The organism is Nioella sp. MMSF_3534, assembly GCF_030732985.1.
In the GTDB taxonomy this organism is placed as follows: Bacteria; Pseudomonadota; Alphaproteobacteria; order Rhodobacterales; family Rhodobacteraceae; genus Nioella.
The window spans coordinates 51,168-70,717 of record NZ_JASHJX010000003.1 but is presented as its reverse complement, the minus strand read 5'-3'; the positions used below and the strand labels follow the sequence as shown (position 1 = coordinate 70,717).

The 19,550-nt window shown below is 63.9% G+C and carries 21 protein-coding genes; 8 read left to right on the top strand and 13 right to left on the bottom strand.

Features of this window, described 5'->3' with window-relative positions; translation table 11 throughout:
* Positions 1 to 8: 8 nt before the first annotated feature.
* The gene (gene cobS / locus RBB16_RS02015; RefSeq protein WP_306044543.1) at positions 9 to 764 is read left to right on the top strand and encodes an adenosylcobinamide-GDP ribazoletransferase; all 756 of its coding nucleotides are present in this window, start codon (positions 9 to 11) and stop codon (positions 762 to 764) included.
* Positions 765 to 908: 144 nt separating this feature from the next.
* Here the strand turns inward: cobS and RBB16_RS02010 are convergent, their stop codons facing one another.
* From RBB16_RS02010 to RBB16_RS01990, 5 genes are all read right to left on the bottom strand, one after another.
* Positions 909 to 1,421 (bottom strand): CarD family transcriptional regulator, encoded by a 513-nt coding sequence (locus RBB16_RS02010; RefSeq protein WP_071688650.1) that lies wholly within the window; start codon positions 1,419 to 1,421, stop codon positions 909 to 911.
* A 281-nt stretch (positions 1,422 to 1,702) separates the two neighbouring features.
* Positions 1,703 to 2,038, bottom strand: a complete 336-nt coding sequence (gene fdxA / locus RBB16_RS02005) for a ferredoxin FdxA (protein ID WP_071688651.1) — start codon at positions 2,036 to 2,038, stop codon at positions 1,703 to 1,705.
* A 49-nt stretch (positions 2,039 to 2,087) separates the two neighbouring features.
* Positions 2,088 to 2,465 carry an RNA-binding S4 domain-containing protein gene (locus RBB16_RS02000; RefSeq protein WP_306044634.1) on the bottom strand — a complete coding sequence of 126 codons (378 nt, stop codon included), beginning with the start codon at positions 2,463 to 2,465 and terminating at the stop codon, positions 2,088 to 2,090.
* Positions 2,462 to 5,263 (bottom strand): helicase-related protein, encoded by a 2,802-nt coding sequence (locus tag RBB16_RS01995; protein ID WP_306044542.1) that lies wholly within the window; start codon positions 5,261 to 5,263, stop codon positions 2,462 to 2,464. The genes RBB16_RS02000 and RBB16_RS01995 overlap by 4 nt, the downstream gene beginning before the upstream one ends.
* A 39-nt stretch (positions 5,264 to 5,302) precedes the next feature.
* Positions 5,303 to 5,860 carry a hypothetical protein gene (locus tag RBB16_RS01990; protein WP_306044541.1) on the bottom strand — a complete coding sequence of 186 codons (558 nt, stop codon included), beginning with the start codon at positions 5,858 to 5,860 and terminating at the stop codon, positions 5,303 to 5,305.
* Between the two features lie 85 nt (positions 5,861 to 5,945).
* Between RBB16_RS01990 and RBB16_RS01985 the strand changes: the two genes are divergently transcribed.
* Positions 5,946 to 6,239, top strand: coding sequence for an SCP2 sterol-binding domain-containing protein (locus RBB16_RS01985; protein WP_071688654.1), 294 nt, complete (start codon positions 5,946 to 5,948; stop codon positions 6,237 to 6,239).
* Between the two features lie 6 nt (positions 6,240 to 6,245).
* Entirely contained in the window at positions 6,246 to 7,190 is a 945-nt protein-coding gene (locus RBB16_RS01980; protein ID WP_306044539.1) for an alpha/beta hydrolase, read from the top strand.
* 100 nt (positions 7,191 to 7,290) lie between these two features.
* On the opposite strand, the gene RBB16_RS01975 is transcribed toward RBB16_RS01980, so the two are convergent.
* From RBB16_RS01975 to RBB16_RS01965, 3 genes are all read right to left on the bottom strand, one after another.
* Entirely contained in the window at positions 7,291 to 7,983 is a 693-nt protein-coding gene (locus tag RBB16_RS01975) for an ABC transporter ATP-binding protein (RefSeq protein WP_306044538.1), read from the bottom strand.
* Entirely contained in the window at positions 7,976 to 9,262 is a 1,287-nt protein-coding gene (locus RBB16_RS01970) for a lipoprotein-releasing ABC transporter permease subunit (protein ID WP_306044537.1), read from the bottom strand. Before RBB16_RS01970 ends, RBB16_RS01975 begins: the two co-directional genes overlap by 8 nt.
* 96 nt (positions 9,263 to 9,358) lie before the next feature.
* Positions 9,359 to 9,853: a DUF2937 family protein gene (locus RBB16_RS01965; RefSeq protein ID WP_306044536.1), complete on the bottom strand. Its 495-nt coding sequence runs from the start codon at positions 9,851 to 9,853 to the stop codon at positions 9,359 to 9,361.
* A 183-nt stretch (positions 9,854 to 10,036) separates the two neighbouring features.
* On the opposite strand from RBB16_RS01965, the gene RBB16_RS01960 reads away from it, so the two are divergent.
* Entirely contained in the window at positions 10,037 to 10,429 is a 393-nt protein-coding gene (locus tag RBB16_RS01960) for a hypothetical protein (protein WP_127557449.1), read from the top strand.
* Positions 10,430 to 10,623: 194 nt separating this feature from the next.
* Complete coding sequence (locus RBB16_RS01955) at positions 10,624 to 11,016, top strand: hypothetical protein (protein ID WP_306044535.1); 393 nt, start codon at positions 10,624 to 10,626, stop codon at positions 11,014 to 11,016.
* Between the two features lie 79 nt (positions 11,017 to 11,095).
* On the opposite strand, the gene proS is transcribed toward RBB16_RS01955, so the two are convergent.
* Both proS and pepT read right to left on the bottom strand, forming a co-directional pair.
* Complete coding sequence (gene proS / locus RBB16_RS01950; RefSeq protein ID WP_306044534.1) at positions 11,096 to 12,439, bottom strand: proline--tRNA ligase; 1,344 nt, start codon at positions 12,437 to 12,439, stop codon at positions 11,096 to 11,098.
* Between the two features lie 59 nt (positions 12,440 to 12,498).
* The gene (gene pepT / locus RBB16_RS01945; RefSeq protein WP_306044533.1) at positions 12,499 to 13,740 is read right to left on the bottom strand and encodes a peptidase T; all 1,242 of its coding nucleotides are present in this window, start codon (positions 13,738 to 13,740) and stop codon (positions 12,499 to 12,501) included.
* Positions 13,741 to 13,861: 121 nt separating this feature from the next.
* On the opposite strand from pepT, the gene RBB16_RS01940 reads away from it, so the two are divergent.
* Positions 13,862 to 15,223 (top strand): FAD-dependent oxidoreductase, encoded by a 1,362-nt coding sequence (locus tag RBB16_RS01940; RefSeq protein ID WP_306044532.1) that lies wholly within the window; start codon positions 13,862 to 13,864, stop codon positions 15,221 to 15,223.
* Between the two features lie 24 nt (positions 15,224 to 15,247).
* Here RBB16_RS01940 and RBB16_RS01935 read toward each other — a convergent pair whose 3' ends face one another.
* Positions 15,248 to 15,463: a hypothetical protein gene (locus RBB16_RS01935; protein ID WP_306044531.1), complete on the bottom strand. Its 216-nt coding sequence runs from the start codon at positions 15,461 to 15,463 to the stop codon at positions 15,248 to 15,250.
* A 165-nt stretch (positions 15,464 to 15,628) separates the two neighbouring features.
* Here RBB16_RS01935 and RBB16_RS01930 point away from each other — a divergent pair, with 165 nt between their 5' ends.
* Positions 15,629 to 16,519: a LysR substrate-binding domain-containing protein gene (locus RBB16_RS01930; RefSeq protein WP_306044530.1), complete on the top strand. Its 891-nt coding sequence runs from the start codon at positions 15,629 to 15,631 to the stop codon at positions 16,517 to 16,519.
* Between the two features lie 91 nt (positions 16,520 to 16,610).
* Positions 16,611 to 17,027 carry a hypothetical protein gene (locus RBB16_RS01925; RefSeq protein ID WP_306044529.1) on the top strand — a complete coding sequence of 139 codons (417 nt, stop codon included), beginning with the start codon at positions 16,611 to 16,613 and terminating at the stop codon, positions 17,025 to 17,027.
* A gap of 9 nt (positions 17,028 to 17,036) precedes the next feature.
* On the opposite strand, the gene RBB16_RS01920 is transcribed toward RBB16_RS01925, so the two are convergent.
* Together RBB16_RS01920 and RBB16_RS01915 are read right to left on the bottom strand one after the other, a co-directional pair.
* The gene (locus tag RBB16_RS01920) at positions 17,037 to 17,843 is read right to left on the bottom strand and encodes a methyltransferase domain-containing protein (protein WP_306044528.1); all 807 of its coding nucleotides are present in this window, start codon (positions 17,841 to 17,843) and stop codon (positions 17,037 to 17,039) included.
* A gap of 105 nt (positions 17,844 to 17,948) precedes the next feature.
* Positions 17,949 to 19,523, bottom strand: coding sequence for a Ppx/GppA family phosphatase (locus RBB16_RS01915; protein WP_306044633.1), 1,575 nt, complete (start codon positions 19,521 to 19,523; stop codon positions 17,949 to 17,951).
* Between the last annotated feature and the right edge of the window lie 27 nt (positions 19,524 to 19,550).

Below are 19,550 nucleotides of genomic sequence, written 5' to 3'. Positions count from 1 at the left end.
CCGGGATCATGGCCCCGCGCGACATTCTGCAACAGATTACCGGCGATCTGCGCCTCGCTCTCGGGCTGCTGACCCGCCTACCCCTGCCGGGTGAGCCGGATATGACCCGTGGCGCCGCAGCGGCCTGGGCCTGGCCTCTGGCGGGGCTGGCCCCTGCCCTGCTGGCCGGTCTGACGATCTGGCTGAGCTCCGGGCTCGGGGCCGGGCTGTCGGCAGCCCTGGCGCTTGCGATCATGGCCATGGTCACCGGTGCCATGCATGAGGACGGTCTGGCCGATACGGTGGACGGGCTCTGGGGCGGCTGGACGGCAGAGCGACGGCTGGAGATCATGAAGGACAGCCATATCGGCACATATGGCGTGCTGGCGCTGGTCCTGTCGCTGCTGGCGCGCTGGTCGCTGCTGGCAGGGCTGATTGCGGCGGGGCAGGCTTTGCCCGCACTGATGGCCACCGCGATGCTGTCACGTGTGCCGATGGTGGCGCTGATGGCCTGGATGCCACCCGCCCGCGCGGGCGGATTGTCTCGGGCGGTGGGACGCCCCCCTCTGGAGTCGGCCGCGATCGGCGCAGGCGTGGCGCTCCTGCTGGCCTTGATCCTGACCGGTGGGGCCGCGATCTGGGCGGCGCTGGCAGTGTCGCTCGTGGCGCTCGGCACCGGTGCGCTGGCACGGGCCAAGATCGGCGGGCAGACCGGCGATATCCTGGGTGCCAGCCAACAGCTTGCCGAAATCGCGGCGCTCGCCATTCTGGCCACAACGCTTTGATCCGGGTGACAAGGCGCTTGCAAGCGCCTTTGGGGAAGCGGTTTCGAAACCGCTTTCAAGGGCCTTCGAAGGCCCTTCCCCGCCCAGAAAAAACCCCGCCGCATAAAATGCAACGGGGTCAATCTGTTCAACCGAAGGGACGGATCAGGCGGCGCGGGCGGTCAGCACTTCGTCGACGCGCTTCTGCGCCCCGGCCTCATCCATGCCGTTCACGGCAGCCAGTTCGCGGGTCAGACGCTCCAGCGCCGCTTCATACAGCTGACGCTCGGAATAGGACTGTTCTCGCTGGTCATCGGCGCGGTGCAGGTCGCGGACCACCTCGGCGATCGAAATCAGGTCGCCCGAATTGATCTTCTGTTCATATTCCTGCGCCCGGCGCGACCACATGGCGCGCTTCACCCGGGCCTTGCCCTTGAGCGTATCCATGGCCTTCTTCACCACATCGGGGCTGGACAGCGAGCGCATCCCGACCTCGGTGGCTTTTGCCGTTGGCACCCGCAGGGTCATCTTGTCCTTCTCGAAGGAAATCACGAAAAGTTCGAGCGACAGCCCGGCGATTTCCTGTTCCTCGATGGACACGATCTGCCCGACCCCATGCGCGGGGTAGACGACATAGTCGTTCGGGCGAAAGTCCTGCGATTTGCGCGATTTGCTCATATGGTTTTCCTTTTACAGCCCGGTCACGGGCGACAAAAACACCGCGAGGAAAGCGGGACTTTCCACTACGGGCTGTCATTCTTTGATTTCATGCGCGGTGTGGCACGACCGCGTCTTGTGCGTTCACGAGACATCCTTTGTAACAGGAATATAGCACAAAATTCGACCATTTCAAAGATTCGCAATGCAACTATCGCCAAAAGCCCTGTTTTCACAGGGTTTTGCCGCAGTGCAACATCACATTTGGCACCAGCAACACCGCCGGCGCCGGGGCGAATCGGTCAGCCGCCCTCGCCCGGGGCTTCCGACAGCAGCGGCAGCTTGCCGTCCTTGCCGTCAAATTCCTCTGCCGTCGGCAGCGGATCCTTCTTGGAAACAATAACCGGCCACATCTCGGAATATTTCCGGTTCAGCTCCACCCATTTTTCCATGTCCGGCTCGGTATCGGGCCGAATCGCGTCCGCCGGACATTCCGGTTCGCAGACGCCGCAATCGATGCATTCATCGGGATGAATGACGAGGAAGTTCTCCCCCTCGTAGAAGCAATCCACCGGGCATACCTCGACGCAGTCGGTGTATTTGCAGTTGATGCAGTTTTCGATCACGGCGTAGGTCATGGCACTTCCGTTCAGCAACTCCTGGGCCGGTTTAATCCGGGCCGGGGCATCATTCAAGCGGGCTGCGGCGTAAAGAACCAAGCGCCCGGCGATCCTTGCCAGAGGGCCGCCCCTTTCCCTCGTATGACGGGTTTTGCGGGACGGTTTCCTTGACCGGTGTCAAATCGTCGTAGAGTTGTTGCGCCTCAGGGGCCGGACCGCGCCTTTCCCCGATCGCCGCCACGCGCACCACCCGCACCTCGCGCCCCTGCGCGAAGGTCAGCACATCGCCGGGGCTAACGGTCGCGGCAGGCTTGTGGACCTTCTGGGCATTCACCCGCACATGACCGCCCGCAACCACGCGCGCGGCCAGGGTGCGGGTCTTGAAGAACCGCGCATGCCACAGCCACTTGTCAAGCCGCAGCCGAGGGGGTGCCCCCTGGGTCAGGAGTTGCCCTTCAGCCCCGCCAGCGCCTGCGCGAACGGGTTGTCGGGGTCGATCTTCTTTTCACGCCGCTCGGGCTTGGCGGAATAGGACTTGGGCTTGTCGTTGCGGGGCCCCTTGGGTCCGCCCTTGCCTTTCGGGCCACCTTTGCCACGGGGCTTGCCGCCCTGTTTGCCACCATCCCGGCGCGGGCCTTGCGGGCCGGACCGGCGGCGGGGTGCCCAGGTGAAGGTGTAGTAGGTCTCCATCTCCGGCTCGGCGGCCTCGGCGCTGCCCTCCTCGGGCAGTTCGACCGGGGCCTCGACCGGTGCTTCGACAGGCGTTTCCGCCGGGGTCTCGGCAGGCGCTTCGGGCGCTTCCGCAGGCGCGTCGCCCGGCACTTCGACGGGGGCCTCGGGCTCGCCACCGGCGGCAGGCGCGGCTTTCACCTTGGCGCGTTCGCCCTTCTCGGCGGCATAGCCAAGCCCGCCCATCAGATCGGCGAACTGGTCCAGCGTCATGCCGGTGATCGACAGCATATCGGCGGTGGCCTCAAAACCCGACCGGCTGTCCTGCTGGCGCAGCATGTCGGCCAGACGTTCCAGCATGTCGATGCGGATCGCGCGGGTGCCAGCCAGGCGATAGCCCGAATTGGTATAATACTCGCGCGGCGCGCCCTCTACAGCGGGGATCGTCACCAGACCCGGCGGCGGGCTTTCGTGGAACTCGTCATGGTCATTGGCCAGACCCCACAGCACCAGGCGCAGGCGCGTGGGCGCGGGTTTCAGCAGTAATTGCTGGAAGATCGTGAACTGACCGAAGCGGACACCATGCTTGCGCAGCAGCCCGCGTGCGTCCTGATCGAGCGCCTTCACGTCCTCGGCCACCTCGGCACGCGGCAGCACGCCAAGCGCCTCGACCAGCCGGAAGGCAAAGCCACGGGCAAGCCCGGTGATCGCCTCATCCCGGCTCATCGCCAGCAGCGGTTCAAAGAGGGTCGCCACTTTGCGGTCGATGAAATGCTGCAACCGGCGCTGCACCTTCTGCATCACCTCGGGGCCGGCTTCCTCATCCACGAAGGCTTCGGCCACGGGCTTCAGAGGCTCGGCACCCTTCACCAGCTTGCCGATCGCCTGGTCGCCCCACATCAGGCCGCCCTGTTCGGTGAAATCGAACTCCGTATCTGGGGCGTTGTAGAACCGGTCGGCGCGCAGGTGGAATTCGGGCCGCAAAGCCGCAACCGCCGCCTGGCGCAGCGTCTTTGCCTCATCGGGGGTTGCGCTGGCATCCTGCCGGAAGCGGAACCCTTCCAGACGGCCGACGAATTCGCCTTCTACCGTCACTTCACCCTTTTCGTTCACGTCGGCCACAAGGCCCTCCTTCTGCTTCAACCGGCGCAGCAATACGCTGGTGCGCCGGTCAACAAATCTTTGGGTCAGACGTTCATGCAAAGCATCTGACAGGCGGTCTTCTACGGCACGCGTGGCCCCGCGCCAATGGCTTTCGTCATCAACCCAGCCGGAACGTTGCGCCACATAGGTCCATGTGCGGATATACGCCAATCGTTTCGAGAGCGTGTCAATATCGCCATCTGTCCGGTCCAGCCGTTTGACCTGACGGGCCATCCAGTCATCGGGCACCCTGCCCACCCCGTGCAGGAATTCGTAGATCCGCGCCAGCAGGGCCGCGTGTTCGGCGTGGCTGATGCCCCGGAAATCGGGGATACAGCAGATATCCCAGAGCAGGCGCACATCCTTGGCACCGCTGATCCGGTCGGCCATTTCCGGCATCGCCGCGATGGTCTTGAGCGCGCGGATATCGTCGGCCTCGCGCGCGCGCGTAAGCCATTCATCCTCTGCCGGGGCCTCCAGCGAGGCAATCAGCCGGTCCACGGTGCCGAACGCCATCCGCTCATTGCGCCAGAAGAGCTTGCCCACGGGCCGGAAGGAATGATTGGTGATCGCCTGCACCACCTCATCCTCCAGCGGGCTGGCCTCGCCCGTCACCCCGAACGTCCCCGGCTGCGTGTGTCGCCCGGCACGGCCCGCGATCTGGGCAAGCTCATTCGGGGCAAGCATCCGCATCTTGCGCCCGTCGAACTTGCGCAGGCCCGAAAAGGCCACATGCCGGATATCTAGGTTCAGTCCCATCCCAATGGCATCCGTCGCCACCAGGTAATCCACATCGCCGTTCTGATAGAGCTCCACCTGCGCATTCCGCGTGCGTGGGCTAAGCGCCCCCATCACAACGGCGGCCCCACCCCGCTGGCGGCGCAGCAATTCAGCAATCGCGTAAACATTCTCGACCGAGAACCCGACAATCGCTGCCCGCGTCACCATGCGGGACAGTTTCTTCGACCCGGTATAGGTCAGCTCCGAAAACCGCTCCCGCCGCATGAACTGCGCACCCGGCACCAACGCCGCAATCGCGCTGCGCATGGTGTCAGAGCCGAGGAACAGCGTCTCATGCAGCCCCCGCGCGTTCAGCAGCCGGTCGGTAAAGACATGCCCCCGCTCGGGGTCCGCGCAAAGCTGGATTTCATCGACCGCCAGAAAATCGCAGCCCATCCCCGCAGGCATCGCCTCGACCGTGCAGACCCAGTATTGGGCACTATCCGGCACGATCCGTTCTTCCCCGGTGATCAGCGCCACCACGCGCGGCCCGCGCAGCGCAACGATCCGGTCATAGACCTCGCGCGCCAGCAGCCGCAACGGCAGGCCGATCACCCCCGTGCGATGCGCCAGCATCCGCTCGATGGCGTAATGGGTCTTGCCGGTATTGGTCGGCCCGAGAACGGCCGTGATGCGCCCCTGGCGTTGCATGGTTCTGCTCTGTCGCCCTTTATCCGGGATCGCGTAACGTTAAAGGGCGGTGCCCTCGGTCGCCCGTTCCAGCCGGGCTATCGCACCATGTAGGTCGGCGCGGTGCGGATGTATAGCGAAGGCGGCACGATAAGCGGCAAGTGCGGCCTCCTGATCACCGACTTCTTCCAAAATCGCCCCGATCCCGGCCAGCGCCCCGTAATGGCGCGGCTCCAGCACCAGCACATGGCGCAGATCCTCCAGAGCAGGCCCGATCAGCCCGGCCAGGAAATAGGCAATCGCGCGGCTGTTATAGCCCTCTGCGAACTCCGGCGCGTGATCGGTCAGGGCGGTCAGATGGTCAATCGCCGCCTCGAAATCCTGTTCCTCAAGCGCGTCCTGCCCACGTCGCAGCAGCAGATCGGCAGAGGCCGAGCCCGACAGACTCAACTGGATCTCGATATCGCGTTCCACCGTCTGCCAATTGGTGGTGCCGGGGTCGGCCAATTGCCGAAACAGTTCGTCCAGCTGATCGGCAAGCCCCTGCCCCGGCAGCAGCCACAGACACAGACACAAGGCAATGGATGCCGTCACGACACTGTTGTATGTTGAACGCATATTCCGCATGGTCATTCCCGAACTTAGCATCTGGGGCCGGTCATTCCAGTGATTTCCGGCCTGAACCTGACGAAGGACGCATCACATGAGCGAGATCATCACAGCAGCCGTGGCCGCACTTTCCGAAAAACTGTCGGGCGGCTTTGACGGAACCGCGAAATTCTCCATCGACGGCGAAGGCGCGATCATGGTCGACGGCAGCGGCGTGCGTGCCGCCGATGACAGCGACGAGGCCGACGTGACCCTGTCTGCCGACGCCGACACCTTTCAGGAGATTCTGTCGGGCGAGCTGAACCCGACCTCCGCCTTCATGGGCGGACGCCTGCGCCTTGACGGCGACATGGGCACCGCCATGCGTCTGGGTGGCCTTCTGGGATAAGCGACGATGGAACCGGCCCCGTTTCTTCAGGATATCGCCGAAGGTCCCGAAGGGGCCAATGCCTACTGGCTGCGCGCCAGGGACGGCACGCGCCTGCGCGTGGGCGTCTGGCCGGCGGGGCCCAAGGGCACCATCCTGATGTTTCCGGGCCGGACCGAATATATCGAGAAATACGGCCGCCTCGCCCGCGAGCTGGCGGATCACGGCTATGGCATGCTGGCGATGGACTGGCGCGGTCAGGGCCTGTCCGACCGGCCCGCGCATCGCCGCGACATGGGCCATGTGGTCAGCTTCGACGAATACCGCGAAGACGTGGATGCCCTGCGCTCCGTACTCGACAAACTCGACCTGCCAAAACCCTGGTTCCTTCTGGGCCATTCCATGGGCGGGGCGATTGGCCTGCGGGCGATCTATGACGGGCTGCCGGTGTCGGGCGTGATCTTTTCCTCGCCGATGTGGGGCATCCGCATGTCGGGCTTCCTCAAGGCGATTTCCGGCGTGGTCATGGGCCTGTCCAAACCGCTCGGGCTGGACAAGAACTTTGCCCCCACCACCGGCCCCGCCACCGCGATGGAATACAACGACAATCCGCTGACCAATGACCGCGACATGTTCAACTACATGGAAGGCCAGGTCGCCAAACACCCGGAACTGGCCCTTGGCGGCCCCTCGATCCGGTGGGTCAATGCGGCGCTGGAAGAAACCGCCGCGCTGATGGAGATGGACCCGCCCGATCTGCCGATGATGGTGTTTCTGGGCAGCGATGAGCGTATCGTCGAGACACCCGCCATCCACACCCGCGCCGCAAGCTGGCCGGGCAGCCGGTTGCAGCAGATCGACGGCGGGCGGCACGAGATCCTGATGGAGGGCGACGCGATGCGCGGCCCGGTGGTGAAGATGATCGCCGACTGGTGCGCCGAGGTTCTGACCGTCAAACGCAAGACCGGCTAGGCCGTCTGCCCGCAAAGGACCGTGCCTGTACCCGCCATCTGTCTGCACGGGGGGTGTACGGGGGGTGCACAGGGGGTGTACACATGGCACCCCCCTGTTTTCAGCCCTCGGGCTGCGCCACCAGAACCCCGTCCTGCAGGTGCAAAACCCGGTCCATCCGGGCGGCCAGGTCCAGGTTATGGGTGGCAATGAGCGCCCCCATCCCGGTTTCCCTGACCAGTGTCAAAAGCGCGTCAAAGACCACGTCGGCGGTGCCGGGGTCGAGGTTGCCTGTCGGCTCATCTGCCAGCAAAACCAAAGGCTTATTGGCCAGTGCCCGGCAGAAGGCCACGCGCTGCTGTTCGCCGCCAGACAGCGCCGCGGGCCGGTGATCGGCGCGGTTTCCCAGCCCCACGCGCGCCAGAAGTTCCGCCGCGCGCGCCTCGGCCTCCGTGCGGGGAACGCCATTGGCCAGCTGCGGCAGGATGACGTTCTCGGCGGCGGTGAATTCTGGTAGCAGATGGTGAAATTGATAAATGAATCCAACACCTTGCCGCCGCGCCGTCGTGCGTGCCCGGTCCCTTGCGCGGGTCAGATCATCGCCCCCGATCCGCACAGTTCCGGCATCCGCCGTATCGAGCAGCCCGGCAATATGCAGCAGCGTCGACTTCCCCGCGCCAGAGGGCGCCACCAACGCCACCACTTCGCCCGGCTGAATGGCCACGGACGCACCCCGCAATACCCGAATTTCCCCAGGCTTTCCAAGCTTGTAGCCCTTCTCGATCCCGTCGAGCGCCAGCACCGGATCACTCATAACGCAGCGCCTCCACCGGGTTCATCCGCGCCGCGCGCCGGGCCGGGAAAATGGTGATCACGAAAGACAGCCCAAGCGACAGCGTCACCGCCGACAACACGTCGCCAAGTTCCAGCCGCGCCGGAAGCGTCGAGAGGAACCGCACCGACGGGTCCCAGACCCCGCCCCCCGCCATCCAGTTCACGGCGGCGAAGATGGGGTCGATCCAGATCGCGAAGGCGCAGCCAAGGGCGACGCCCGCCAGCGTCCCGGCGACACCAATGGAGGACCCGCAGATGAAGAAAACCCTTAGAATCGAGCCCTCTGACAGCCCCATGGTGCGCAGGATTCCGATGTCTCGGCTCTTGTTCTTCACCAGCATGATCAAGCCCGAAACGATGTTCATCGTGGCGATCAGGACGAGGACCGACAGGATGATGAACATCACGTTATCCTCCATCTGCAAGGCCCTCAGAAACGCGCCGGAACTGTCTCGCCAGGTCCAGATGATCACGTCTGCCTCAGCCGCTCGGGTCAGGGGGATGACCATGTTCAGGACGGTATCGGGGTCCGCCACGCTGACCTCGATCTCATCGGCCACCTCGTCGCGGTTGAAATAGGTCTGCGCCTCACCAAAGGGCATATAGATGCGAATGCGATCTATGTCGTAACGCCCAACCTGAAAGATATAGGTTACTTCATAGGCGCTGATCCTTGGGCTGGTGCCAAAGGCCGTACGTGCGCCATCAGGGGAAATCAGGCGAATGCGGTCGCCCACGCTGACGCCCAGTTCCCGCGCTACGCCGATGCCCAACGCCACGCCATAGGGAAAGTCGCCGAGCGCACCATAGGCCAGTTCCGGGTTGGCGACCAGAGGCACCTCAGCCAGATTTTCCGGCGTAATTCCAATGACTTCCACACCCGCATTGCGCCCGTTTGCAGTGGCCATGACCTGCCCGCGAATGACCGGGAAGGCGCTGGTCACTCCCTCCACGTCGCGCAGGCGCTCGGCGATGGCGTCATAGTCCGACAGCACCCTAAGACTGCGCCCGCCCTCGACCTGACGGCCCACGGGGATGACGCTGGCATGGGGGTTCGCGCCCAGGATGGTGCCGACGAATTCATGCCGGAACCCGGCGCGCACCGAGAGCGTGGCAATCAGCGCCATGACCGCCAGCATGATGCCCAGAAAGCTGATCCAGGTCATGACGCTGACCCCACCTTCGGCGCGCTTGGCACGGATATAGCGCCAGGCGATCATGAACTCGAACCGGGCAAAGGGCTTGGGCGGGGTTGGCATGGCTGCTCCTGTCTTGCGCCGCTGATGGCTCGGGCGCTTGGGACGCAGGTTAGCGCAAGGCGCGGGCAGCGGGAACCGCCCTTTCACATGCCCGTTTCACGTTTCGGCGACAGGCCGCCGCCGCATCAAACGCCCCAAACCGGACAGGATCAGAGCCAGCAGGCCATAGCCACCCACAAACCCCACCCCGGCGAAGCCCGCGCCGCTGGCGGTCAGGGGCAGGGCGGGGTGGAAATCCTCCAGCGCGCGGCGACCGATTTCGCTGTCCAGCCGGGCGGGCAGCAACAGGGCGCGTTCCACCGGCCCCGCCGCGCGCAGCAGCGTCAGGTCAGAGGACAGCGCCTCGTATCGTGTGATCGTCCGGGTCATGTCGGCATTGCGGGCAGCCAGGAAGGCTGACCCGGACAGCTCTGCCAGCGCCTCCTCCCGCGTCAGGCCCGCGGATTGCGCGGAGCGGTCGAAGTCGGCCACCACGACCGACAGCTCATCCACCGCGCCCGCCAGCCGCTGCACGTAATGCTGCGACGCCTCAGGAAACTGCGCCATAGCGCCCGCGCCTGCCAGTCCGGCTGCCAGTGCCAATAGTCTCATGGGTCTGCCTGTTCTCTGCTTTTCGGCCAGCATAGCACAGGACGTCCCCATCTGTTGAGGCCCCTGCCCGGCCCCGGCAAAACCCTGCCGCCTGCATATTGGGGGATCGACCTCATGCCCTGCGCGGCCCTCATCCGGCACAACTGGGTCATCGAAACACAGCATCCTTCAGGAGACACCAAGATGACCTTCAAGACCTTCACCAAAGCCGCCCTCGCCGCCGCTGCCTTCGCCGCCACCGCCACGACCGCCAGCGCCTGGGGCTTTGACATCTGCGAGGATGTCACCATGCGCCTCAACAACAATTCCGGTCAGGCGATCGAGATCTATGACCTCGACTACTACGATTTCGGCCAGAGCATCTGGCGGTCCGAGCCGCTGCCCGACCGCGTCATTCAGAACGGCGGCAGCTTCTCCTTCACCCGCAACCTCGAAGACGTGGAAAATGCCCAGACCATGCTGCGCTTCCGCTACCGCGCGACGAACAGCCAGGGCCGGTGGGAAAGCGGCTATGTCGCGCAGAGCAATACCTTCACCTGCCGCCACAACCGGTCTGTCACCGTCAGCGTTCGCTGAAGACCCCTCCTTCCGTCATGCGCCGCGCCTTGGGAAACCGGGGCGCGGTTTTTCTTTGGCGTCAGGGGCTTGCACCGAAATTAACAGATCAGGCGCGCATATTGGGGGATCGACCCCATGCCCCGCGCGGCCCCCATCCGGCACAACAGGATCATCGAAACACGGAAAACACCGACACCAAGGAGACTAGACCAATGACCATCAAGACCTTCGCTAAAGCCGCCCTCGCCGCCGCTGCCCTCGCCGCTACCGCCACGACCGCCAGCGCCTGGGGCTTCGACATCTGTGAAGACGTCACCATGCGCTTCCACAACAACACCGGTGCCGCGATCCAGATCTACGACGTGGACTACTACGATTACGGCCAGGGCATCTGGCGGTCCGAGCCGTTCGAGAACCGCGTAATCCAGGATGGCTACTACTTCAGCTTCACCCGGAACCTCGAAGACGTGGAAAACGCCGACACGCTGCTGCGCGTCCGTTACCGCACCACCAATGGCAGCGGCCAGTGGCGGGGCAACCACCGGGCGCAGGGCAACACCTTCACCTGCCGTCACAACAGCACGGCGAATGTCTACATCCGCTGAGCCCTCTACCCCCAGAAAGTAAAAAACCGCGCCCCAGTCTCTCGGGGCGCGGTTCTTCTTTGTGGGACTGGTCCGGCTGTCAGCCCATATGCGGCGCGTAGATCTCCTGCACACGGGCAATTGCGGCCTCCGGGCTCATCTCTTCGCTCTCGCCCGTCCGGCGGCTGGTCAGTTCCACCACGCCGTTCTTCAACCCACGCGGTCCCACGGTGATCCGCCAGGGCAGGCCGATCAGGTCCATGGTGGCGAATTTGCCCCCGGCCCGTTCGTTGGTGTCGTCATAGAGCGGTTCCAGACCGGCAGCGGTCAGCGCCTTGTAAAGCTGTTCACAGGCGGCATCCGTGGCCTCGTCTCCCTGCCGCAGGTTCACGATCCCCACATGGAAGGGAGTCACACCCTCGGGCCAGATGATGCCCTTGTCGTCATGGCTCGCTTCGATGATGGCGCCAAGCAGGCGGCTGACGCCGATGCCGTGGCTGCCCATGTGGACAGGAACCTTCTTCCCATCCGGCCCCTGCACCTCGGCGCCCATGGTCTCGGAATACTTGGTGCCGAAATAGAAGATCTGCCCCACCTCGATCCCGCGCGCCACGCGGCGGCGCTCTTCGGGGATCTGGTTGAACAGGGCTTCGTCATGGGTCTCGTCGGTGCGGGCGTATTTCGAGGTGAACTCCTCCAGCACGCCCTGACACTGTTCGACGCTGTCGTAGTCGATCTCGCGGTCGCCAAAGGTCAGATCGGTCACGGCGCTGTCATAGAACACTTCCGACTCGCCCGTTTCGGCCAGCACAAGGAACTCGTGGGTATCGTCGCCGCCAATCGGGCCAGAGTCAGCGCGCATCGGGATGGCCTGCAACCCCATCCGTTCATAGGTGCGCAGGTAGCTGACGAGGTGGCGGTTATAGGCGTGCAGCGCGTCCTCTTTGGTGAGGTCGAAATTGTAGCCGTCCTTCATGTAGAACTCGCGCCCCCGCATCACGCCGAAACGTGGGCGGATCTCGTCGCGGAACTTCCACTGGATCTGGTATAGCGTCAGCGGCAGATCCTTGTAGCTGCTGACATGGCTGCGGAAGATATCCGTCACCATTTCCTCGGCGGTCGGCGTATAGAGCAGGTCACGTTCGTGCCGGTCCTGCATGCGCAGCATTTCCTGACCGTAGTCGTCATACCGCCCGGATTCGCGCCACAGGTCCGCCGGTTGCAGGATCGGCATCTGGATCGCGATGTGACCGGCGCGGGCCTGTTCCTCGTGCACGATATTCTCGATCTTGCGCAGCACCTTGAAGCCGAGCGGCAGCCAGGAATAGATGCCGGCGGCCTGCTGCTTGATCATGCCGGCGCGCAGCATGTAGCGGTGGCTGACGATCTGGGCCTCGGACGGGGTTTCTTTCAGAACGGGCAGGAAGTAGCGGGACAGACGCATGTGGGCAGACCTATAGGTTCGTTTGGCCCCTGATTAGGGGAAAGGGCGCGCGGGGGCAATCAGGCTTGCGCGGCGCGGGCGGCAAGGCTGAGACAGACCTTGGTGGCCAGCGCCATATCCTGCACGCTGACCCATTCCAGCGGCCCGTGGATTTCCTGCATCCCGCAGAAGATGTTGGGGCATGGCACGCCAAGCTCGGTCAGGCGAGAGCCATCGGTGCCGCCGCGAATGGCGGTGCTGTCCGGGTCCATCCCGTGTTCCCTGTATGCCTCGCGCGCGAGGTCCACGGGCGACATATCCTTTTCCAACCAGTAGCGCATGTTGCGGTATTGGGGCCGGATCGCACAGGAGATTTCTGCGCGGGGCTCTGTGGCGGCGACGGTATCGCAGACCTGTTGCAGAAGCGCGCCTTTCGCGGCGAGGCCGTCGAGTTCGAAATCGCGCAGGATGAAGCTGAGTTCGGCCTCGGCTGCGGTGCCCGACATGGCATAGAGGTGAATGAACCCGTCGCGCCCCTCGGTCGTTTCGGGCGTCATCGTCACATGCGGCAGGGTCTGCACGATCTTGGCCGCCAGATGCAGCGCGTTGACCAGCTTGTCCTTCGCCCAACCGGGATGCGCAGCGACGCCTTTCACGGTCACAAGCGCGCCATCGGCGGAAAAGCTTTCATATTCCAGCTCGCCGGGCATCGACCCGTCGAGCGTATAGGCGAAATCGGCCCCCAGATCGGCGGGCAGGCGCGCGTCCACCCCACGCCCGATTTCCTCGTCCGGGGTGAAGGCGATGCGGACTTTTCCGTGTTTCCGATCCGGGTCAGACAGCAGCTTGCGCGCCATCGTCATGATGATCGCGATGCCCGCTTTGTCATCGGCCCCAAGCAGCGTTGTGCCGCTGGCGGTTATAATGTCCTCGCCCACTTTCTCGGCCAGGTAGGGCGCGTTGTCGGGGGACAGTTTCAGCCCCGGCGCATCGGCGAAGGTGATGTCGCCGCCGTTGTAATGGCGATGCACCACGGGTTTCACCCCGGTCGCGTTGAAGGCGGGCGCGGTATCCATATGGGCGCAGAACCCGATAACCGGCGCGCCGTCTACCGTAGCGGGGATCGTCGCCAGAACCGCGCCGTACTCGGTCAGCGTCACGTCCTTTGCCCCGATCTCCTCCAGCTCCGCCTTCAGGACGCGCGCCAGATCCAGCTGGATCGCGGTGCTGGGAGAGGTCGGAGAAGCCTCATCGCTCTGGGTGTCGATGGCGGCGTAGCGGACCAACCGGTCCTCCAGTTCGGCGTCGAAGTCTGTGCGCATTTAGGGTCCTTTCTGCTGGATCGCATCAGGGCCAAGCAGCCCGGAACTGTCAAGTCGATTGACCCCGCCGCGCGGATGGTGATTGTAACCGTTTGATGACACCACAGGCGGAGCGCCCCAAATGCTGACCATCACAGAACCGGCCCGCGAAGTTCCCGTCGTGCACCAGACCGATGTGCTGGTCGTGGGCTCCGGCCCTGGCGGGCTGGCCGCCGCATTGGCCGCTGCACGGGCGGGGGCGGAGGTGACGCTGCTCGACCGGTTCGGCTGTTTCGGGGGCAATATCACGGTGGTCGGCGTCGAAGGCTTCGCCTGGTACCGGCATGAACAGACCGTCGAGGCTGGCGGCATCGGCTGGGAATTCGAGGAGCGCGCCAAGGCCATGGGCGCGGCGGTGCCCGAAAGCCAGTCGCTGTCCTATGAGCTCGACAGCGAAGGCTTCAAGCTGGTCGCGGATCGGCTGGTCGAGGAGGCGGGTATTCACCCGATGCTGCACCGGGTCTTCGTGGCTCCGATCATGGAGGGCAACGTGATCAAGGGCGTGATCGTCGAAAGCAAAGCCGGGCGCGAGGCGGTGCTGGCCAAGCGCGTGATCGACGCCACCGGCGACGCGGACGTTGCGCATCGCGCCGGTGCCCCCACCCGCAAGACCCCGCTGGAGGAAACGCAGGCCGCATCGGTCATGTTCCACGTTGCGGGCGTCGACAAGCAACGGTTCATGGAGGGCGTCAAGGCCGACCCGCAGACCTATGCCAACTGGTCCACCGGCGAATGGCAGGTGGAAACGGACGGCAAGGAAGACGAGATGTTCTCGCCTTTCCTCGCCAAACCCTTCGCGCAGGCGATCCGCGACGGGGTGATCCCCGCGCATCTCAATACCATCGGCGGCACCTGGGGCGCGGTGCATGACAGTGGCGAGATGACCTACATGAACCTCGTCCACCTCGCGGGCTGCGACGGGGTCGATCCCGACAGCCTGACGAAGTTCGAGATCGAGGGCCGCAAACAGGCGATGCTGGCCATCGAGGCGCTGCGCCGCTACACGCCTGGCTGCGAGGGCGTGCGGCTGCGCAATTTCGGCATGTCCATCGGCATCCGCGACAGCCGCAAGATCGACGCGGTCTACAACATGACCGAGGCGGATGTCCGCCATCAGGGCCGGTTCGAGGACACGATTGGCATCTACCCCGAATTCATCGACGGCTATGGCATCCTTATCCTGCCCACGACGGGGCGATACATGCAGATCCCCTACCGGTCGATGCTGCCCAAGGGGATCGACAACCTGCTGGTCACGGGCCGCGCCATCGGCGGCGACAAGGTATCCCATGCAGCGGTGCGCAACATGGCCTGCTGTGCGGTCGCGGGGCAAGGCGCGGGCGTGGCGGCGGCACTGTCGCTCAAATCGAACCGGGGTCTGGCGGATGTGGACCTGTCCGCCGCTCAGGCGGAGCTGACCCGGCAGGGCGTGCGCATCCACTAGGCGGCCCCGCGGCTGAGAGGGCACTCATTCAGGCGCGGGAACCTCCAGCACGATGTGACCCTTGCGCCAGACCTGATGGGCATCGTTGGTCCCGTGCTCATCCTTCCGAAAACCGATATCCGCCAGAAGATGCGGGGACAACTCCGCAAGCCGCAGCAACTCCGCGTCGCGGCTGGCGCATTGACCGTGCCCCAACACGCGCCGCCCGAAAGCCGACATTCCACGCAGGATACGGAACAAAGCCCCTGAGCGTTCATGAGTGGCTAAGGGTGATATTTCCTGAACGAATGCCATCTACACGCTCCAATCATTGCCGCTTGATGCCAGATTAAGTTGGACTTTGGCCTTGCTGCAAACCACAATTCCTCGCATCATGAGTGAGTAAATCTGATCCAAAGGCACCCTATGCGCCTCCCCCCTCTCAACGCCCTGCGCGCCTTCGAGGCGGCGGCCCGGCACGATGGCTACATCGCCGCTGCCGAAGAGCTGCACGTCACGCGCGGGGCCATCAGCCGGCAGGTGAAACTGTTGGAGGAGCATCTGGACGTGCAGCTGTTCCATCGTGGCCATAACGGCGTGACACTGACCGAGGCGGGCCGGGACCTGCTGCCGGTGCTGACGGATGCGTTCGGCAAGATCGCAGCACAGACCGACCGGATGACCGATCAGGCAACAGCACTGCGCATCATCTGCCCGCCCACCCTGTCGATCCGCTGGCTTTTCCCGAAACTGGCGCAGTTCCGGCAGGCGCACCCCGAAACCCCGGTCCGCCTGACAACCGACTTCTACGGGCAATCCGGGTTCGATGCGACGCGCTATGATCTTGGTGTTTCGCTGGAATTCTGGCCGGGTCGGTCGCCGGACATACAGATCCAGCCGGTGTTCCCGATGCGCCTGTCCCCTGCCTGCGCGCCCGCGCTGCTGGAGGATGGCCCTCCGCTTGCCTCCCCTGCCGATCTTGGGCGTTTCACATTATTGCACGAAAGCGCGGCGCGAGAGGACTGGCGCACTTGGGTCCAGCATTTCGGCGTCGACGGGCTCGATCCCGGTCAGGGGGAAGCCTTCCCAAATCTCGACATGGCGGCAAAGGCGGCGGTGATGGGGGCCGGCGTCGTCATGGCCGATCTCTCCCTCTGCCGCGAAGAGCTGGAGCGCGGTGCGCTTTTGCTGCCCTTCCCCGACATGGCCTGCGCCACGCCCCATGGCCGCTATGCGCTGATCGGCGCGGCAGACCGCTGGAACACGCCGGGAGTGAAGACCTTTCGAGACTGGATCGCGGCGGAATCCGCCCGCTGAGCCATGTCGACCGATGGTTTTAAGGACAAACGGCACGCGCGCATCTGTGTCGCGTTTGTAAGAGAGTGAACTAAACGGCAGGAGTGTCCCCATGCCCCGCAATCCGAAGAGCAAAGCGACAGGCTATTCCGGGAAACCGCTTTATCAGAAGCTCGGCCTGAAACCCGGGCTAAGCTACCTCGCCCTGAACCCGCCCGCGCATCTGGATGATCTGCTGACCGGGGCCGAGGGAGTTAAGAGGCTATGTGCGCCGGACAAGGCCGATATTGTCCTCCTGTTCTGTTCCGACCGTGAAACGCTGGATGCACAGGGCCCCGCCGCGCTCGATCTGGTGGCGGAGAAGGGGATGCTCTGGATCAGCTGGCCCAAGAAATCCTCGCCCCTGTTCAGGGACCTCACTGAAGACGGGTTGCGCGAGGTGATGTTGCCGACGGGATGGGTCGATGTGAAGGTCTGCGCCGTGGATCAGGACTGGTCGGCCCTGAAATTCCTGCGCCGCAGGGTGTGAGGCACCACACTAGACGGGCTTTGTCGCGATCTGGCTGACATAGGACATGAAGCCGAAGAAACGGTTCTCTTTGAGGCGCGCCACGGCTTCAGCCTTCAGCGCCTCAGCGGTCTCGGAGAGCAGCAACCCGGTCTCCACCATACGTTCTGCCCCGCGTGCAATGACGGTCATGAAATAGGCCGCATCGCCATCAGCGACATAGCCATGCCCCTGACGCGCACCCATGTTGAAACCGCATTCAGTCAGCATTCCGCCGATCTGACGCATGATCCAGAGGTTCGTGACATTCTGGTTGATCATGAAGCGGACAAGCTGATCAAGCGGATCGAAATCGGCAATCTGGGCGGTGGCCGTGTCGTAGTCTCCATCGCAGATTGCCAAAACACCCCCGGGTTTCAGTACACGGAAAGCTTCTTTCAGGACATCTTCCGGACCTGGGACGTGACACAGAAGCGTGTGCATCAGGACGAGGTCAACCGACCCCGTCGGAAGCCCGGTCCGTTTCGCATCGCCAATCTCGAAGCTTAAACGGTCATCATCGGAAAATCTTTCAATGGCGCGCTGTGCAAGGATCGGAGAAGGCTCGATTCCAACTGCCCTGGCCGCCCCGGCCATGGTCAGCAGATCCTTGGTGACATGGCCCGTTCCAGAGCCGAACTCTACCGCCAATGCATCAGCGGGAAGCTGTAGCCCGCTCAGATAGGCTGCACGGATGGCAACCTGGCTGGGGTCGAGACAGCGGGAGTCCAAGGCATCTGCGATCTGTGCCTGAACCTTTTTATTCTGTGATCCCAAGTCTGAATATGGGTCTGACATGTGTCACCTCGGGTCAGAACTAATAAAAGTGACCCGACCCTAGCACAACCACAGGACGATTTACATCATGACCGGTACGCCTGACCATGCAGGGTGAACATTGTCTTACCGCAGCCCCTTCACCACCGGCTCGGCCCCGATGGCAGCCGCAAGCGCCTTGAACCGGGCCTGCGCCACTTCACCGAAGAGATCGCGGGCGGTATCGGTCTTCAGGGTCAGCTCCAGAATGCCCTTTTTCGGGTAGAGCTTGAGCTTGCCGTGATCCAATGGCTTTTCCAGCGTGAACATCGCCCCGAACCGCATGGCGCGGCCCATGATCTCGGCCTGTTGGACCTGCTTCTCTGTCAACAGCTCCAGCAAGGGATCAAAGCCGGTGTCCTTGCGGCTGGACTTGTAGCGGTGCAGCAATGCAAGACCCAGATAGACCCGTTCCTCATGGGTCAGGCCGCCCAGGTTGGCGCGCGTGGCATTGTCGAAACAGACCTCGGCGCGGTAGTCGGGATGCGCCCGCCAGCTGACGTCATGCAACAGGCACGCCGCCCGCATCACGCGTTTCATCTCGGGACGAATACTGCCGAAGAGCGGCTCAATGAAGCGGTAGAGCGCCCGTCCGAAACCGGGCATCCGGGCATTGGCGAGTTCCATCTGATAGGCGGCTTCGATCAGCGGATCACGCTGGCGCTGTTCGTCCGACATCTGCTCGTAAAGCAGCCCTTCACGGATACCGTAAGACGAGATTGCCACCTCATCGGGCTTGAAGCTGCGCACCAGCTCTTTCAGCACCAGCGAGGCCAGCGGCACAAGCGCCATCCGTTCGGCACTGGTGCCGGTACGGGCGCGCAGGTCTTCCATATCCGCCTTCTGGATATAGGCAATCGTGGCGCGGATATCCTTGCGCGACATCCGGTATTCATGCAGCACCTTCAGCGGATAGCCCTGACGCTCCATGTCGATCCGGGCAATCGCCCGCCACGACCCGCCCACAAGGAAGAGGCGCCCCGCTGGTTCCGTGAACTGTTCCCTCAGCACGGCAATGCGATCCTTGATATGGGCCTTGATCGCCTTCTTGCCGCCCTTGATCCCCTGCAACTTCAGCGGACCCAGATCAGAGGTTTCGCGCACCCCGACCTGCCCGTCGCCAAGCAGTTCCGCCAGTTCCATGGAGGAACCGCCGATATCGCAAATCATGCCGAACGCGCCGGGCCAGCCAAGCAGCACCCCCTGAGCGGACAGCCGCGCCTCTTCCTGCCCGTCGATCACGTGAATGGTCAGGCCGGTTTCACGTTCCGCCTCGGCCTTGAACTCGGGGCCGTCCTCGGCCTCTCGCATCGCGGCGGTGGCGACGGTGACCAGTGAGGTCACGTTCATCCCTTTGGCCAGTGCCGCGAAGCGTTTCAACGCCGCCAATGCGCGGGGCCGGCCCGTTTCCGACAGTCGCCCTGTCTGGGCAAAGCCCGCCCCAAGGCCACAGAGGATTTTCTCGTTGTAAAAATAGGCAGGTGAGCGCGCCGCGCCGTCAAACACCACCATCCTGACCGAGTTCGAGCCAATGTCGATCACGCCCACACGCGCCAGGTTCCGCGCGTGCGGATCCTGGAAAAGTGGCGTCCCGAAAAGCCCCCCGTCGGCCACCGTTCCGGACCCTGCGATACGCGGATCCGCCAATTCGGCTTGTCCCATCATGGCTTGGTCATGGCACGGGAAAAG

Excerpts from the sequence above, each read along its gene's own strand:
- cobS (WP_306044543.1), top strand. The coding sequence starts at position 9 with ATGGCCCCGCGCGACATTCTGCAACAGATTACCGGCGATCTGCGCCTC.
- RBB16_RS02010 (WP_071688650.1), bottom strand. The coding sequence starts at position 1,421 with ATGAGCAAATCGCGCAAATCGCAGGACTTTCGCCCGAACGACTATGTC.
- fdxA (WP_071688651.1), bottom strand. The coding sequence starts at position 2,038 with ATGACCTACGCCGTGATCGAAAACTGCATCAACTGCAAATACACCGAC.
- RBB16_RS01995 (WP_306044542.1), bottom strand. The coding sequence starts at position 5,263 with ATGCAACGCCAGGGGCGCATCACGGCCGTTCTCGGGCCGACCAATACC.
- RBB16_RS01990 (WP_306044541.1), bottom strand. The coding sequence starts at position 5,860 with ATGCGTTCAACATACAACAGTGTCGTGACGGCATCCATTGCCTTGTGT.
- RBB16_RS01985 (WP_071688654.1), top strand. The coding sequence starts at position 5,946 with ATGAGCGAGATCATCACAGCAGCCGTGGCCGCACTTTCCGAAAAACTG.
- RBB16_RS01980 (WP_306044539.1), top strand. The coding sequence starts at position 6,246 with ATGGAACCGGCCCCGTTTCTTCAGGATATCGCCGAAGGTCCCGAAGGG.
- RBB16_RS01975 (WP_306044538.1), bottom strand. The coding sequence starts at position 7,983 with ATGAGTGATCCGGTGCTGGCGCTCGACGGGATCGAGAAGGGCTACAAG.
- RBB16_RS01970 (WP_306044537.1), bottom strand. The coding sequence starts at position 9,262 with ATGCCAACCCCGCCCAAGCCCTTTGCCCGGTTCGAGTTCATGATCGCC.
- RBB16_RS01965 (WP_306044536.1), bottom strand. The coding sequence starts at position 9,853 with ATGAGACTATTGGCACTGGCAGCCGGACTGGCAGGCGCGGGCGCTATG.
- RBB16_RS01960 (WP_127557449.1), top strand. The coding sequence starts at position 10,037 with ATGACCTTCAAGACCTTCACCAAAGCCGCCCTCGCCGCCGCTGCCTTC.
- RBB16_RS01955 (WP_306044535.1), top strand. The coding sequence starts at position 10,624 with ATGACCATCAAGACCTTCGCTAAAGCCGCCCTCGCCGCCGCTGCCCTC.
- proS (WP_306044534.1), bottom strand. The coding sequence starts at position 12,439 with ATGCGTCTGTCCCGCTACTTCCTGCCCGTTCTGAAAGAAACCCCGTCC.
- pepT (WP_306044533.1), bottom strand. The coding sequence starts at position 13,740 with ATGCGCACAGACTTCGACGCCGAACTGGAGGACCGGTTGGTCCGCTAC.
- RBB16_RS01940 (WP_306044532.1), top strand. The coding sequence starts at position 13,862 with ATGCTGACCATCACAGAACCGGCCCGCGAAGTTCCCGTCGTGCACCAG.
- RBB16_RS01930 (WP_306044530.1), top strand. The coding sequence starts at position 15,629 with ATGCGCCTCCCCCCTCTCAACGCCCTGCGCGCCTTCGAGGCGGCGGCC.
- RBB16_RS01925 (WP_306044529.1), top strand. The coding sequence starts at position 16,611 with ATGCCCCGCAATCCGAAGAGCAAAGCGACAGGCTATTCCGGGAAACCG.
- RBB16_RS01920 (WP_306044528.1), bottom strand. The coding sequence starts at position 17,843 with ATGTCAGACCCATATTCAGACTTGGGATCACAGAATAAAAAGGTTCAG.
- RBB16_RS01915 (WP_306044633.1), bottom strand. The coding sequence starts at position 19,523 with ATGGGACAAGCCGAATTGGCGGATCCGCGTATCGCAGGGTCCGGAACG.